The following is a 16,069-nucleotide window of genomic DNA, read 5'->3' on the forward strand; positions in this document are numbered from 1 at the left end:
AGTTATACAGATATTAATTTTTCATTTTATTTAAGAGGCATCTCTAGTGTCTGACGCATCCAAAAAATTGTTAAAAACGCTAACTCCTTTAGCCTTATTCGTTGCATCACAGTGTTCTGTTGCCAATGCCGCAGGTACAATTCAAATTGTAGGCCCAGAAGGAAAGGATAAAACTGTCAGTTCACAGGTAGTGACACAATCACAGCCAGCGAGAGCCACAACAATTCCTGCTACGGTAATAAAAGAAAGAAAATCGGCTCCGACAAAAGTTTATGGCCCAACAAGGGAAGATGAAACCTTATGGTCAATTGCAAGCCGTGTTAACCCATCGAATACCACATCGGTTCAACAAACGTTAATTGCTATTTATCGCTTAAATCCACAAGCCTTTGAAAATAATAATATTCATGGATTAGAGCCAAATAGTCGTTTGCGATTACCGACACTAGAACAAGTTCGTCGTGAAAATACAGATGATGCAAAACAGCTACTTATCGCTCATAAAAAGAAGCAAGCACCTCAACATGCATCAGCTCAAAAAACAGCAAGGTCTACGACAACAGAGAAAGCGCCTGTTTCAGTTAAAAAAGAAGTAGCGCCGACGGTAAATAAAGTAAAACCATCGGCAGTAGAAGCAAAACCAACTAAAGATATCATTAAAGTGGCGACGCCTTCTGCCTCTGCTGTGGAATTGAAATCTGAATTAGAAACTACAGAGCAAGAGTTCTCTTCATTACAAGAAAACAACCACCAATTGCGTGTTCGATTGGCTGAAGTTCAAAATGAAGTCGACAATCTAAAAAATTCATTAGGGGATGAAGATCGAATTCGAAGTGAAGTCGAAAAATTCATTAATGAACAAAAGCAACTTGCAGCAGCTGAGAAAAAAGCAGAACCAAGTGCAATGGATAATCTAGCCTCAAGCCCTGGTTTAATTGCCTTGCTTGCTCTAATCCCTGGCGCTTTAATTGCTGGTCTTATTGCTTTCTTCTTATTCCGCCGTAAGAAAGAAGAAGACGAAGAGAGCTCAGAAAGTGCAGCAACAGAGCAACCTTCAGCACTAATCATGCCTGATGATAATTTCAATATGGATGATGATATTCCTGAAATTAGCTTAGATGACGATGATGACCTTTTAGGTGATTTAAATGATGATGAATTCTTATTTGGTGACGATGATTCTGATTCAAATGATGACTTATTTGCTGAGTTTGAAACAGAGAAAAGCACGTCAGATAACGACGACCCATTTGCTTCGTTAGATGATGAAGACAATGATGATCTAGATTCAATGTTATCTGGTGAAGAGCTTGATCTTGATTTAGACCTTGATGGTTTAGATGACGATATTGATATGTCTTCAAGTGCGTTAACTGTTGATGCAGAAGAAAAAGCACTAGGCCTTGAGGAAATGGAAAAAGCACTGAATGATTTTGACAGTGATTTATTCTCAGCAAGCGATTTAGAAGAAGAAGATGATGATTTTGATTTGTCGCTTATAGATGATTCAGAATTATCCGCGTTAGATAAATCGGCTCCAGAACTTGATGATAACGAAGATCTTGAAGATGGAGAGCTCGATCAATCAATGTTAGATGATCTATTCTCGTCAATGGATATGGAAGATGATTCAGAAGATTCTGAATTAGATCAAGGTTGGGATCTAGACGAAAAAGAAGAAACTAAGCTAGCGCCTGAGCCTATGTCTAATTCTGTAGAAGACGAGTTGGATTTTGATACTTTATTATCAGGAATAGAAGACACTAATAAACTTGATGAAGAACCAAATAAAGGAGAAAGCATCGAGTTAGATATTGATGCTGCTTTGTTTGGTGAGCAAAACGAAGACAGCGTCAATTTAGAGTCTGAAGAAGATGCCACTACATTGTTAGATGAATTACTTGAGGAATCTGATGATGAAGAGAGTATTGAGCTCGATATTGAAGATGATAGTACAGCGTTACTTGATGAGCTATTAGATGAATCTGATAACGAAGAAGATAGCATTGATTTAGATATCGAAGATGACAGTACCGCATTACTTGACGAATTGCTTGGTGATGATGAAGAGCTGAGTGAAGGCGATGCTGATATTGAACTAGATGAAGACAGTACAGCGCTTCTTGATGAGCTTTTAGCTGATGAGGACGAAGAAGAAATAATTGAATTAGGTGAAGATAGCACAGTACTTTTAGATGAATTGCTTGGCGATGATGTTGAAGAGGAAGAAACCACCTCGGGAAAGAGTGGCGATGATACTGAAGTTGAAGGTGTAGCAGTATCAGAGACAATTTCAGAAGACGCACCTCGTGATGAAGATTGGTTAATTGAAGCAGACGAAGATGAAGATGATGACATTCCATTATTTGAATCTGATACAAAACAAGATGATGTTTCTCTTGAGCTTGAAGAGTCATTAGAACAAGAGGTTCCAAGTTTAGAAGCGACAGAGCAAGTAGAGGAATCAGAATTAATTACAGAAACTGATGATGAATTTGATGACTTGTTTGGTGAAACAGAAGAGCTAGATGTTGAGAATGATGAACTTCTGACTGAAGACGATGAAGCATCGTTCGAACTTGATGAGCCAGAAGCTGGGTTAGAAATAGAGCAAGATGATGTTTCTCTTGAGCTTGAAGAGTCATTAGAACAAGAGGTTCCAAGTTTAGAAGCGACAGAGCAAGTACAGGAATCAGAATTAGTTACAGAAACTGATGATGAATTTGATGACTTGTTTGGTGAAACAGAAGAGCTAGATGTTGAGAATGATGAACTTCTGACTGAAGACGATGAAGCATCGTTCGAACTTGATGAGCCAGAAGCTGGGTTAGAAACAGAGCAAGATGATGTTTCTCTTGAGCTTGAAGAGCCACTAGAACAAGACATTCCAAATGTAGAAGCGACAGAGCAAGTAGAGGAGTCAGAATTAGTTACAGAAACTGATGATGAATTTGATGACTTGTTTGGTGAAACAGAAGAGCTAGATGTTGAGAATGATGAACTTCTGACTGAAGACGATGAAGCATCGTTCGAACTTGATGAGCCAGAAGCTGGGTTAGAAACAAAACAAGATGATGTTTCTCTTGAGCTTGAAGAGTCATTAGAACAAGAGGTTCCAAGTTTAGAAGCGACAGAGCAAGTAGAGGAATCAGAATTAATTACAGAAACTGATGATGAATTAGACGACCTGTTTGGTGAAACAGAAGAGCTAGATGTTGAGAATGATGAACTTCTGACTGAAGACGATGAAGCATCGTTCGAACTTGATGATCCAGAAGCTGGGTTAGAAATAGAGCAAGATGATGTTTCTCTTGAGCTTGAAGAGTCATTAGAACAAGAGGTTCCAAGTTTAGAAGCGACAGAGCAAGTACAGGAATCAGAATTAGTTACAGAAACTGATGATGAATTTGATGACTTGTTTGGTGAAACAGAAGAGCTAGATGTTGAGAATGATGAACTTCTGACTGAAGACGATGAAGCATCGTTCGAACTTGATGAGCCAGAAGCTGGGTTAGAAATAGAGCAAGATGATGTTTCTCTTGAGCTTGAAGAGTCATTAGAACAAGAGGTTCCAAGTTTAGAAGCGACAGAGCAAGAAGAGACTAAGACTGAAGTATTTAATATCGATGACGAAAATGATTTCTCTTTAGATGACTTTTTAGAAAACAATGCTGTTGATTTTTCAAAAGAAAGCGACGAAGTTTTACCTCAGTCTGATGAGATTGAAAATGATGACAGCAGCTTTGAAGGGTTATCGATTGAAGATGCTTTGGCGTCTTTAGAAGACGATAAAGATGTTGAAAACATTAATTCTGAATTTGCGACTCCTGATGAGCTTGTTTCTGAGGAATCAGCCTGTGAAAATGAAGCATCAGATGCTGAAGATAAATCAGCAGCTTTTGACTTTCAATCACGGGTATCTGATGAAGAAAAAGAAGCACTAACTCATCTTGATAGTTCAGGTTTAGATCTTGATAGTATGTTAGATGATGGAGCTAGTGATTGGAGTGGGTTCAATTTAGATAACGCATCAAGCACTGATTCAGAACTGGAAGATGAAGATTGGTCAGAACAACCAAGTGTTGAGAATGACCCTCATGGGGCTGACCGTTTCTTAAGTATTGAAGCTCTGATTGTCGAAAGTGAAAGTGGCGATAAATCAGAGTTTGAAGAAGAAGAGTTAAATTTAGATGTTGGTTTAGATGAATTTCCTGACATGCTAAATAATCGAGAAGCACATGACGTTGATGTAAATAGCGATGCTCAAAGTAAACTTGATTTAGCTAAAGCGTATATTGAAATGTCAGATGACAAAGGTGCTTTAGAGTTGCTAGAAGAAGTTTTACGTTGTGATGATCCTGCTCTTAAGGTTGAAGCTGCAAAATTAATGAAACAAATTGATTAGTTCTTTTGAACTATCTTAAAAAGGCGGTGGCAGTGTGCCCCGCCTTTTTTTATAATGATGTATAACTGAATTAAAAGAATTAAATATCATGCGAATAGCTTTATGTATTGAATACGATGGTGCTGATTATTACGGTTGGCAACGTCAGAAGGACGTAAATAGTGTCCAAGCGGAACTAGAGAAAGCATTGACGGTTGTTGCCAATGAACCGATTGAAGTGATGTGTGCTGGTCGAACTGATGCCGGTGTTCATGGTACAGGTCAGGTTGTTCATTTTGATACAACAAGTTCTCGTAAGCTAGCTGCATGGATGATGGGTGCTAATGCGAATTTACCTAAGAATATAACAGTGCGTTGGGCAAAAGAAGTTACTGAAGATTTCCATGCTCGTTTTACCGCTACTGCTCGACGTTATCGTTATATTATCTATAACAATCGTTTACGTCCTGCAATATTAGGGCATGGTGTTAGTCACTACCACGAACCTTTAGATGCTGATTTAATGCATCAAGCGGGTCAGTATCTATTGGGTGAAAATGACTTTACCTCTTTTAGAGCAATACACTGCCAGTCTCGTAGCCCTTGGCGCAATCTGATGCATTTAAAAGTCACTCGTCATGGTGACTTCATTGTCATTGATATTAAGGCAAATGCTTTTGTTCACCACATGGTTCGTAATATTACGGGCAGTTTAATTCAGGTTGGTAAAGGTAAACAAAAACCAGAATGGATCGAATGGTTACTTGAAGCGAAAGACCGTAAATTAGCGGGGGCAACAGCGAAGGCGGAAGGCTTGTATTTAATTGATGTTGATTATCCGCAAGTGTGGGAATTGCCACGAGTTCCACTAGGACCATTATTTTTAACTGATAACTGATATTTCATTTAGATTAAATATGCGTATTTAATAAGCAAAAATTAGAGGTAGGTTCAATCTTGAAAATAGGTACAACCAGTTTTTTATCTACACTGGCTATTATTTATGGTTTAATCTATTTAATTGATTTTATTTCTCTTGCGATGGTGTGAGAGATCACTAATAAAAAGGTCGTCCATGAGTTGGCTTGAAAAGATTTTTAATACAAGCAATATTGTTAGTTCACGTAAAGCATCGATCCCTGAAGGGGTTTGGACGAAATGTACGTCATGTGAACAAGTGCTTTATTCTGCAGAGCTAGAACGTAATCTAGAAGTGTGTCCTAAATGTGACCATCATATGCGAATGAAAGCACGTAAGCGCCTTGAAACATTTTTAGATGCAGAAGGCCGTGTAGAAATTGGTCAAGAACTAGAACCAAAAGATCTTTTAAAATTTAAAGATTCAAAACGTTATAAAGATCGTATTTCAGCAGCACAAAAATCAAGTAATGAAACTGATGCTCTTATCGTAATGAAAGGCACATTATTAGAATTACCAGTTGTTGCGTGTGCGTTTGAATTCTCCTTTATGGGTGGTTCAATGGGTTCTGTTGTTGGTGCTCGCTTTGTTAAAGCGGTTGATGCTGCAATTGAAAACAACTGTCCTCTTGTATGTTTCTCTGCAAGTGGTGGTGCACGTATGCAAGAGGCATTAATGTCTCTAATGCAAATGGCAAAAACAAGTGCAGCGCTAGCGCGTTTATCTCGTAAAGGTCTACCATTCTTCTCTGTATTAACTGATCCAACAATGGGTGGCGTATCTGCAAGTTTAGCAATGCTAGGCGATATTAATATTGGTGAACCAAAAGCTTTGATCGGTTTTGCTGGTCGTCGTGTAATTGAACAAACAGTACGTGAAGACTTACCAGAAGGCTTCCAACGTAGTGAGTTCTTACTTGAACATGGTGCTATCGACATGATCGTTGACCGTCGTGAAATGCGTCAACGTATTGGTGGCTTAATGGCGAAAATGACGAATCAGTCTTCTTCATTAGTTGTTTCAGTTGATGGTTCAAAGTAAAAATCAAATTAAATGCAGATAAGGTTGCGAGTTCTTACTTTAAAACAGCAACCTAAGTCATATATACTGTCACTATATTCCGTCAGTGAAGTAGTTGAATTATGACACCATTTGATTCTCCGAAAGCCACATCTGATTTATCGGTGTGGCTTCGTTATTTAGAAAGCATTCATACAAGTGCAATAGATTTAGGCCTTGAACGTGTTCAGCGTGTTGCACAACGAGCTAAATTAACTAAACCAGCCTCAACGGTCATTACAGTTGCAGGAACTAACGGCAAGGGTTCAACCTGTGCGTTAATGGAATCCATTTTAATTAATGCAGGCTATCGTGTTGGTGTTTATAGCTCCCCTCATCTTATTCGTTATAACGAACGCATCCGTATCAACGGTAATGATTTATCTGATTCTCTGATCACTCAATCTTTTGCTGCAATTGAAGCATGGCGCAAAGAAACGTCGTTAAGTCTTTTCGAATTTGGAACACTTTCTGCTTTATGGGCATTTAAAGCACATCAAGTTGATGTTGTACTTTTAGAAGTTGGTCTTGGTGGACGTTTAGATGCAACAAATGTTGTTGACCACGATGTTTCAATTATTACGAGCCTTGCTGTTGATCATGTTGATTGGCTAGGTGACGATATAGAAGTGATTGGTTTTGAAAAAGCAGGGATTTATCGCTCTGAAAAGCCAGCAATTTGTGGACAACCTAATCCACCGTCAAGTGTTGCTGCTCATGCCGATGATATTAAAGCTGAGCTATACCAAGTCGGCTATCAATTTGATTATCAAGTAAATGCAGAAAACCAAACATGGTCTTGGAAAAGTGGGGCTTTTGATTTAGATAATTTGCCATTACCAAATTTACCATTAGCGAATGCTGCAACGGCGATAATGGCGTTAGGTACATCAGGGCTAGAACTGACAGATGTTAATATTGTTGAAGGCTTAAGATCTGCAAGTTTACCAGGACGAATGCAGCGTTTAACTCGTGATGGTGTCGAGAATGACGCAACAATTATTCTTGATGTGGCACATAATCCACATTCAGCGCATTATCTCGTACAACAAGTAAGACAACGTTTCCCAAATAAGAAAATTCATGCAGTAGTTGGTATGTTGCATGACAAAGACATCAAATCTACTTTAGCTGAGTTCACGGGAAGTGTGGATGTTTGGTATCCTGCATCATTATCAGGCCCAAGAGCGGCAAATGCTTGTGAGTTAACCGCTGTAATAGAAGTAGAAGCAACAGAGTATTCATCACCTGTAGAGGCGTTTAAAGTCGCACTGACACAGGCAAATAATGACGATTTAATTTTAGTCTTCGGTTCTTTTCATACGGTTGGTGAGGTATGGGATTACTGGAAAGAAGAAGCATGAGGTACATGAGTGTCTAGTCCATTTCAACGACGTTTAGTTGGAACCATTATATTGGTTGCCATTGGGGTGATTGTTTTACCTGATTTATTTGATGGTAAGAAAAAACATTACCAAGAAGAGTTTGCGAGTATTCCGATTAAACCTGAACTATCAAAGGATGTTGGGCAGTTTGAGATCCAAGAACCAATAGATTTTGATGCGGAGCTTCCTGGCGAGCCAGTAGAGGTGACGATTGAATCATCAAAAACGGAACCAAAAAAAGAAATACTCTCAATTGTTGAGAGAAAACAATCAGAGAAAGTAGAAAAAATAGATTACGCAAAGAGTGCTTGGATTATCCAGCTTGGCGTGTTCAGAAATGCAGATAATGCGACAAATTTAGCACTTAAACTACGTAAGCAAGGTTTCCAAGCGCATACTTTTCCTAAAGAACCTAAAAAAGGTGATTTAGTTAGAGTCGCCGTTGGCCCAGATGTTTCTAAACCGGATCTTGAAAAACAGTTGCCGAAATTAAAAGAAATAACAGGCTTAAATGGTCAATTGCTTAAATTTACACCACTAAACCCATAAGAAAACGTTTGCGTCGCGGATTTTTCTGTTAAAATGCGCAGCAACAGAGAAAAGATAAATTATGATTTGGATCGATTTTGTCATTTTAGGTGTTATTAGCCTATCAGCTTTAATCAGTTTGGTTAGAGGTTTTGTTAAAGAAGCGTTGTCGTTAGTGATTTGGTTTGGCGCCTTTTTTGTCGCTAGTAACTTTTATCCCAAGCTGGCCGTTTATTTCACAAATATACATGATGAAATGATAAGAAATGGCAGTGCGATTGCTGCCTTGTTTGTAGCGACACTGATCGTTGGTGCGGTGGTGAACTATGTTGTTGGACAGCTAGTTCAAAAAACCGGATTATCAGGAACCGATCGAGTGTTGGGTATTGTCTTTGGTGGGTTAAGGGGCGTATTAATTATAGCCGCGGTCCTTTTCTTTATCGATGCCTTTACCTCATTATCAGACTCTGAGTGGTGGAAGCAATCTCAATTGATACCGCAATTTTCGGTTGTCATTGAATGGTTCTTCGATTATTTAAAGGATACATCAAGTTTTCTTCCTGGCGCTAAATAGCGCCAGTTTTTTAGCAAATTGAGGACTCTAGGACATGTGCGGTATTGTTGGAATCGTAGGCGCAACACCTGTAAACCAGTCAATTTATGACGCTTTGACAGTGTTACAACATCGTGGCCAAGACGCTGCTGGTATTATTACCATAGAAAGCAATCGTTTCCGTCTAAGAAAGGCGAACGGCTTGGTGAAGGATGTATTTGAAGCAAAACACATGCAACGTCTACAAGGTAATGTAGGTATTGGTCATGTTCGTTACCCTACGGCGGGTAGTTCTAGTGCTTCAGAAGCTCAACCTTTCTATGTAAATTCACCTTTCGGGATCACATTAGCGCACAATGGTAATCTAACTAATGCGAATGAAATCCGTGAGACCTTATTTGAACAAGAACGTCGCCATGTTAATACTACTTCTGATTCTGAAGTATTATTAAACATCTTTGCTCATCATCTTGATGAGTCAAAAAATTATCCACTAACTCAAGAAGATATCTTTAGAACTGTTGCTAAGGTTCATGAGCAAATTCGTGGTGCTTATGCAGTAACGGCAATGATCATTGGGCATGGAATGGTCGCCTTCCGCGATCCTAATGGTATCCGTCCTTTATGTTTAGGTAAGCGTGAAGTTGAAGGTCATACTGAGTATATGGTTGCTTCTGAATCAGTCGCTCTTGATGCCGTTGGTTTCGACTTTATTCGTGATGTAGCACCTGGTGAAGCAATCTACGCACCTTTTGAAGGTGGTTTATATACGCAACAATGTGCACATGCTCCAAAGCTTAACCCATGTATTTTTGAATTTGTTTATTTTGCTCGCCCTGATTCATTTATCGACAAAATTTCAGTGTATAGCGCACGTGTTGAAATGGGGAAACGCCTTGGTGAAAAGATTAAGCGTGAATGGGATCATTTAGACATTGATGTTGTACTGCCAATTCCAGAAACATCATGTGATATCGCACTTGAAATAGCGCAGATCATTAATAAACCATACCGCCAAGGTTTTGTGAAAAACCGTTATGTTGGACGTACGTTTATCATGCCTGGGCAACAAGAGCGTAAGAAATCAGTACGTCGTAAATTAAATGCAATCCGCTCTGAGTTTAAAGATAAAAACGTATTACTAGTTGATGATTCAATTGTTCGTGGTACAACGTCAGAACAGATCATTGAAATGGCACGCGATTCAGGTGCTAAAAATGTTTATATGGTTTCTGCAGCCCCCGAAATCCGTTTCCCGAATGTATATGGTATTGATATGCCAAGTGCAAACGAATTGATCGCTCATGGGCGTGAAGTTGATGAGATTTGTAAAGCAATTGGTGCCGATGCGCTAATTTTCCAAGACTTACCTGACTTAGTTGATGCAGTGGGTTGTGGGAATCGTGAAATTGAACGCTTTGAAACATCTGTATTTAATGCTCATTATGTTACAGGTGATGTTGATCAGAACTACCTTGAATATTTAGAAGGGTTACGTGGTGATGATGCGAAAAAAGAAAGCGAAGCTCAAGATATAGCAAGCCTAGATATTTACAACGAAGGCGTGTAGTTTTAATTTTTAGTTAATAAAAAAGCCTGTGCTTTCCCACAGGCTTTTTTGTTTTTCTGATTGGGAGGCCCATTAATCAGAGATGTGGTTACTTACAAAATCAATGAATAAACGTACTTTCTCGGGTTGATGATTCTTATAGTTATAAACCATATAGATATCTCTAGGGTTTGCAGACCAATTTTTCAGTACGCGAACTAATGAACCATCTTCAATATATTGACTGATCATAATATCTGGCATGAGTGTTATCCCCAAGCCATCAGAACAAGCCATTCGAATTACATTTAATTCACTTGCTTCAAAGCGACCAGCATCAGTAATCGTTACAGATTCGCCTTCACTATTGGTTAAACGCCAGCGCATTAAAGGGTGACCTTTCAATAAACTGTGTTCATGCAATTCTTGTGCATGTGTTGGCTCTGAATTCGTTTCTAAATAAGCAGGGCTTGCTACTAAAATATCTTCCAAAGAACCAATTTGACGAGCAATAAGAGAAGAATCTCGCTGTTTACCAACTCTGAAAATGATATCCCAATCTGTCGGGTCAAGTTGCTCGGGTTGGTTACTCATGGTTAAATTGATGCTGATATTAGGGTAAAGCAACATAAATTTATTTAAAATGGGTTGGATCATACGCTTGGTTAGATTAGAAGGAGCAGAGATTTTGAGCTTCCCTGCGGCACCACGGCACTCTTCGCCTAAGCATTCACTTGTATTTACCAAGGTCGCTAAAATAGGGGCACACTCATCATAAAACTTTTGTCCAGCCTCGGTTAGCGATAACTTACGAGCGTGACGATTGAGTAAGCGAATATCTAAAGAATCTTCTAAGGCTTGAATACGACGAGTAATTGTCGCAACAGGTATAAGTGTCTTTCTTGAGGCGGCAGTATAGCTGCCATTATCAACTACCTGTCGAAACAGATTTAAATCATCTAACTTCATTATATTAAGATACTCTCTGTTTTTTCGAACGATGAATTGTAACTAAAACCCTAATGTAGGTGTTGTTATAAGTCAACTAAAGTGAAATCTATAAATAAAAGACCAAATTCCCCCTTAACGTAACAGTTATTAACAATCTTATCTAAAAATATTTGTGCTCAGGCGAATATCGAACTAACTTTATTTAGAGTGATAATTAGAAATATGAAAGGAATTTTCATTATTTGCTGAAGGAACGTGCAGAGGGTAGTCGTATGTCGGTAGAGCAATGTCAAAAAAATGTGGATGTTAGTAAAGCACCAGTAGAAGATTTACTGTTAAATAAAGATATTTTAATAGTAGATGATGATCCTATTTTTCGCTCTATGATTAAAGCGGTTGTAGAGAGTTATTCTTGCAATGTAAAAGAAGCAAGTAATGGACTCGAAGGATTACAGATACTACAGCACTCATTGCCTGATGTGTTGTTGTGTGACTTATCTATGCCAATCTTAAATGGTATTGAGTTTGTTGAAGAAGCCGTATTGGAATACCCAATGCTGCCCATTATTGTTATTTCTGGAACGGGTGACATGCAAGATGTCGCTAAGGTATTGAGACTTGGTGCGAAGGACTTTTTAGTTAAACCCATTAGCGATGTGTCTATTTTAATTAAATCATTGGCATCTGCGCTTAAATTAAGTGAAGAAAGTAGCCTACGAATGCAGGATTTTTCAAGTCAGTGGTTTAGAACTTCTGAATTGGATAAAAGTTGTAATGATGAATTGCATTGGCATTTGGATCACTTACAGAATGAACCTAACATAGGTAGAGAGTTGTTATTTGAGCTATTACCGGAGAGTGATGCTCAACATGGAAAATGGAAGTTGGGTTATCGGCTTTTACAGTCGACAGATGGAATGCCTTTAATTTTTGATTATGAATGGTTGCTTGATGGACGTTTGTTCTTCTACCTTGTTGATTCGGAGTCTGGTGGGGATAACGGTGTTATCTCGTGCTTGCTAGTCCGCGCTTTTTTTAACGATTTTATTCGAGATCAAAATATTTCACTTAATGCAATTTCTCAGATGGTTATGTCGATAGAAAAAGGCATGGAAACAATGGAAGATTCTCAGCCAATGTCAGCGATTTTTGGTTATGTCGATTTTGCAGAACAAGCTCTGTTTGTACTTTCAGCAGGCCTTGATGCTGTATGGGAAAATAACACTGAACGTCATGTTCTTCATGCTAATGAACAATTAACCTTAAATGCTGCGAAAAACCAAGTGCATCGCTTTCCTGTTACAGATCATAATAGTTTGTCACTAAATAACCTTGGTTGCAGTAGCTTTAAACTAGAACTGGGGGCATTCTAGATTGATTCTTTAGCTAAGAAGGTATCATAATAAAGATTCTTATCTAAATAGAGACGTTGATTTGCATTTTACTCGTAGAGTGCTCTGGTTTGTTCTTGGAGCAGTGGCACTTATTCTTGGTTTTGTGGGAATATTTTTGCCTTTATTGCCAACAACTCCCTTTTTACTATTAGCGAGTGTTTGCTTTATGCGTGTCTCTCCACGTATACATGCTTGGCTTATTTCTCATCCTAAATTAGGTCCTCCTATTGTTGAATGGCAAAAACATAAAACAATTAAAGCATCGATAAAAAAGAAAGCCACCGTAATGATAGTGTTAAGCTTTATATTATCGATAATACTCGCACCTATCTTATGGGTTAAAGTGATGCTTTTACTTTTTGCAATCATACTTCTTTACTGGTTTTCTACAGTCCCTGTGTCGTGATTTTTATTCCATACCATAGCTTGATCAACGACTCATCTCAGTTGGTATGACTTGCTCATAACAAAGAAAGTGAATAACATAAGTCGGTTAATTTATTTTAATGCCAAATTTAGGCAAAGTAGGTCATATAACCATGTCGACAGAAACAGTAGAACTGATTAGAAATAGCATTAAATCAATCCCTGATTACCCAAAAGCAGGCATCATGTTTCGTGATGTTACAAGCTTAATGGAAGACCCTAAAGCATACCAAGCAACAATCCAATTACTTGTAGAAAAGTACAAGAAAGGTGGTTTCACTAAGATTGTAGGTACAGAAGCGCGTGGTTTCCTATTTGGTGCGCCACTGGCGTTAGAATTAGGCGTTGGTTTTATTCCAGTTCGTAAACCTGGTAAATTGCCTCGCCCAACTATCGCTCAAACGTACGATCTTGAATACGGTACAGATACGTTAGAAATTCACACAGATGCGATTGTTGAAGGTGATAAAGTTCTTGTTGTTGATGACCTATTAGCGACGGGGGGAACCATTGAAGCAACAGTAAAACTTATCCGTCAACTTGGTGGTGAAGTAGAGCAAGCTGCTTTTGTTATCAACCTACCAGAAATTGGTGGTCAAACACGTTTAGAGAGCCTAGGGCTAAACGTATACAGCATCTGTGAGTTTGCTGGTCACTAATTCTTCATATACACACTAAATTTAGTGAGATTTCTCTATTCAAGGGAGATCTCATTTTTTTGCTGTGCTACGATTTAGATCTATTTTATTTTGGGCTGTATTCTATGAGCTATCAAGTTCTGGCGCGTAAGTGGCGTCCACATCATTTTAAAGATGTTGTTGGCCAACCTCATGTGCTTACTGCGTTAGAAAACGCGCTTGACCATAATCGACTTCATCACGCTTATCTGTTTAGCGGTACTCGTGGTGTGGGTAAAACCACTATTGCACGTTTGTTCGCGAAAGGACTGAACTGTGAAGAAGGGATCACGTCAACACCTTGTGGTGTGTGTTCTACTTGTAAAGAAATTGATGAAGGGCGTTTTGTTGATTTACTTGAAATCGATGCGGCTTCTAGAACTAAGGTAGAAGATACTCGTGAGCTACTTGATAATGTTCAATATAAACCTGCGCGTGGTCGCTTTAAGGTTTATCTGATCGATGAAGTTCATATGCTGTCGCGCCACAGTTTCAATGCGTTATTAAAAACATTGGAAGAGCCGCCAGAATACGTCAAATTCTTATTAGCAACGACCGATCCACAGAAATTACCTGTGACGATTTTGTCGCGTTGTTTACAGTTTCATTTAAAACATATCAGTGTTGATCAAATTCATGAACAACTTGATTTTGTTTTAGACAAAGAAGAAGTCACTAAAGATGCGAGAGCATTAGGGCTAATTGCTCATGCTGCGGATGGCAGTATGCGTGATGCTCTTAGTTTAACAGATCAAGCAATTGCACTTGGAAATGGTTCAGTAACCTCTGATATCGTTTCAGCAATGCTAGGGACGTTAGATACAGATCAAGCGGTGCGTATTTTAGAAGCGATTAGCACTAAAAACATGCAGACATTAATGAGCTGTGTAAATGATCTGGCTGATATGGGAATTGAGTGGGGTGGGTTAGCAAAAGAGATTGCAAATCAACTTCATAAACTCGCCATGTACCAAGCATTGCCTGCAACCCTTGATAAATCTCAACCAGATGCAGAACGTATTGAGTTATTGAGTAATCAACTGTCTCCTCAAGAAGTTCAGCTATTTTATCAAATTGCATTACAAAGCCGTAAAGACTTGCCATTAGCGCCAAGTGAAAAGACGGGGGTTGAGATGATGCTATTAAGAATGGTGGCATTTCGTCCTGTTCATGCCCAAACATTAGAAACGCAACCAATTGCCGTTCCTGCGGTAGAGCCACAAGTTGCGCCTCAAAGCTCTCAAACTCAAGCTGCATCTTCTCAAAGAGTTCTAACTAATAGACAGCCAGCAGCAAGGGGGCAAGAACCGATGTCACGTCCTAGCGTGCCACCAGTTCAACAAAATCAACAACAGAACTATGCGCCGGTGCAAAATATACCACCAATGCATTCAGAGCAACCACCAAGGTATGATGCACCACCGATGGGCGAATCGCATCAAACGATGCAACAACCATCACCTTCTGTATCTTCAGTACAACAAGAGCCTGTAGCAACTCCTAAAAGTGGTTTGTTAGGCGTGCGTAATCAATTGCGTAGTGCTAAAAATAATTTAACGAATACAACCAATGGTACTGGCTCAAAAAAGGTTAGTGCGGCATCCGATAATAAAAAAACGAGTTCAGTGCTAGAACGTATTGCTGAAAAGCAACATTTAGCCCCTCGTACTCAGGTGTCGCAAATTGGAAATTCAGCAACACAAGAGAAAAAACCAGAAGAACCGTATCGTTGGAAATCGACAAAACCAGAAGCTAAAAGAGTTGTTAGTGACATTACACCGACAAAACTTAAGCAAGCATTAGAGCATGAAAAATCACCAGAAATGGTACAACAGTTGGTTGATGAATCATCTCAGCAAGATGCGTGGTCAGCGTTAGCGATGTCTTTAACATTACCAAAATTGGTTCAACAGTTAGTGTTAAATTCGGCTTTTGTTGAACAGGATAATCAAGTGTCATTGCATTTGAGAGCAGAGCAAGCTCACTTGGATAGAGATAAAGCTAACGAGCAGATCACTCAAGAGTTAAGCAAAGCGCTAAACAAAGACGTAACAGTCTCTATTGATATTAGCTCTGAAGGCGTAAGTCCTTTGGAGTTACGTGAACAAATGTATCAAGCTAAGTTGCAGGCGGCATATCAGAGTTTGCAGCAAGATCCGCACGTGAATTTCTTTATGAAGAGGTTTGGTGCAGAAATAGATCAAGAAAGTGTTAGACCAATATAAAATAGTGGTATGCATTATC

At 39.0% G+C, this 16,069-nt stretch carries 12 protein-coding genes; 11 read left to right on the top strand and 1 reads right to left on the bottom strand.

Features of this window, described 5'->3' with window-relative positions; genetic code table 11:
* The first annotated feature begins 46 nt into the window (after window positions 1-46).
* From AC2IP4_RS04380 to purF, 7 genes are all read left to right on the top strand, one after another.
* Window positions 47-4,405 (top strand): FimV/HubP family polar landmark protein, encoded by a 4,359-nt coding sequence (locus tag AC2IP4_RS04380; RefSeq protein ID WP_486310591.1) that lies wholly within the window; start codon window positions 47-49, stop codon window positions 4,403-4,405.
* Window positions 4,406-4,493: 88 nt separating this feature from the next.
* The gene (gene truA, locus AC2IP4_RS04385; RefSeq protein WP_486306604.1) at window positions 4,494-5,282 is read left to right on the top strand and encodes a tRNA pseudouridine(38-40) synthase TruA; all 789 of its coding nucleotides are present in this window, start codon (window positions 4,494-4,496) and stop codon (window positions 5,280-5,282) included.
* A gap of 177 nt (window positions 5,283-5,459) precedes the next feature.
* Complete coding sequence (gene accD / locus AC2IP4_RS04390; RefSeq protein ID WP_486310592.1) at window positions 5,460-6,344, top strand: acetyl-CoA carboxylase, carboxyltransferase subunit beta; 885 nt, start codon at window positions 5,460-5,462, stop codon at window positions 6,342-6,344.
* 101 nt (window positions 6,345-6,445) lie between these two features.
* Window positions 6,446-7,726 (top strand): bifunctional tetrahydrofolate synthase/dihydrofolate synthase, encoded by a 1,281-nt coding sequence (gene folC, locus AC2IP4_RS04395; protein ID WP_375320883.1) that lies wholly within the window; start codon window positions 6,446-6,448, stop codon window positions 7,724-7,726.
* A 9-nt stretch (window positions 7,727-7,735) separates the two neighbouring features.
* A complete protein-coding gene (locus AC2IP4_RS04400) occupies window positions 7,736-8,296 on the top strand; it encodes an SPOR domain-containing protein (protein WP_375320882.1) in 561 nt (186 codons plus the stop codon).
* Window positions 8,297-8,357: 61 nt separating this feature from the next.
* Window positions 8,358-8,849 carry a colicin V production protein gene (gene cvpA, locus AC2IP4_RS04405; protein WP_375320881.1) on the top strand — a complete coding sequence of 164 codons (492 nt, stop codon included), beginning with the start codon at window positions 8,358-8,360 and terminating at the stop codon, window positions 8,847-8,849.
* 34 nt (window positions 8,850-8,883) lie between these two features.
* Window positions 8,884-10,398, top strand: coding sequence for an amidophosphoribosyltransferase (purF, locus tag AC2IP4_RS04410; protein ID WP_375320880.1), 1,515 nt, complete (start codon window positions 8,884-8,886; stop codon window positions 10,396-10,398).
* Window positions 10,399-10,470: 72 nt separating this feature from the next.
* Here the strand turns inward: purF and AC2IP4_RS04415 are convergent, their stop codons facing one another.
* The gene (locus AC2IP4_RS04415; RefSeq protein ID WP_375320879.1) at window positions 10,471-11,346 is read right to left on the bottom strand and encodes a LysR family transcriptional regulator; all 876 of its coding nucleotides are present in this window, start codon (window positions 11,344-11,346) and stop codon (window positions 10,471-10,473) included.
* Window positions 11,347-11,570: 224 nt separating this feature from the next.
* Here AC2IP4_RS04415 and AC2IP4_RS04420 point away from each other — a divergent pair, with 224 nt between their 5' ends.
* The 4 genes from AC2IP4_RS04420 to dnaX all read left to right on the top strand — a co-directional run bounded on the left by AC2IP4_RS04420 (window position 11,571) and on the right by dnaX (window position 16,050).
* Window positions 11,571-12,701 carry a response regulator gene (locus tag AC2IP4_RS04420; protein WP_375320878.1) on the top strand — a complete coding sequence of 377 codons (1,131 nt, stop codon included), beginning with the start codon at window positions 11,571-11,573 and terminating at the stop codon, window positions 12,699-12,701.
* A gap of 124 nt (window positions 12,702-12,825) precedes the next feature.
* Window positions 12,826-13,128 (top strand): YbaN family protein, encoded by a 303-nt coding sequence (locus tag AC2IP4_RS04425; protein ID WP_486317130.1) that lies wholly within the window; start codon window positions 12,826-12,828, stop codon window positions 13,126-13,128.
* Between the two features lie 133 nt (window positions 13,129-13,261).
* A complete protein-coding gene (gene apt / locus AC2IP4_RS04430) occupies window positions 13,262-13,807 on the top strand; it encodes an adenine phosphoribosyltransferase (protein WP_375320877.1) in 546 nt (181 codons plus the stop codon).
* Window positions 13,808-13,911: 104 nt separating this feature from the next.
* Window positions 13,912-16,050, top strand: a complete 2,139-nt coding sequence (gene dnaX, locus AC2IP4_RS04435; RefSeq protein ID WP_375320876.1) for a DNA polymerase III subunit gamma/tau — start codon at window positions 13,912-13,914, stop codon at window positions 16,048-16,050.
* The last annotated feature ends 19 nt before the right edge of the window (window positions 16,051-16,069 follow it).

The organism is Aliivibrio thorii (assembly GCF_057368585.1).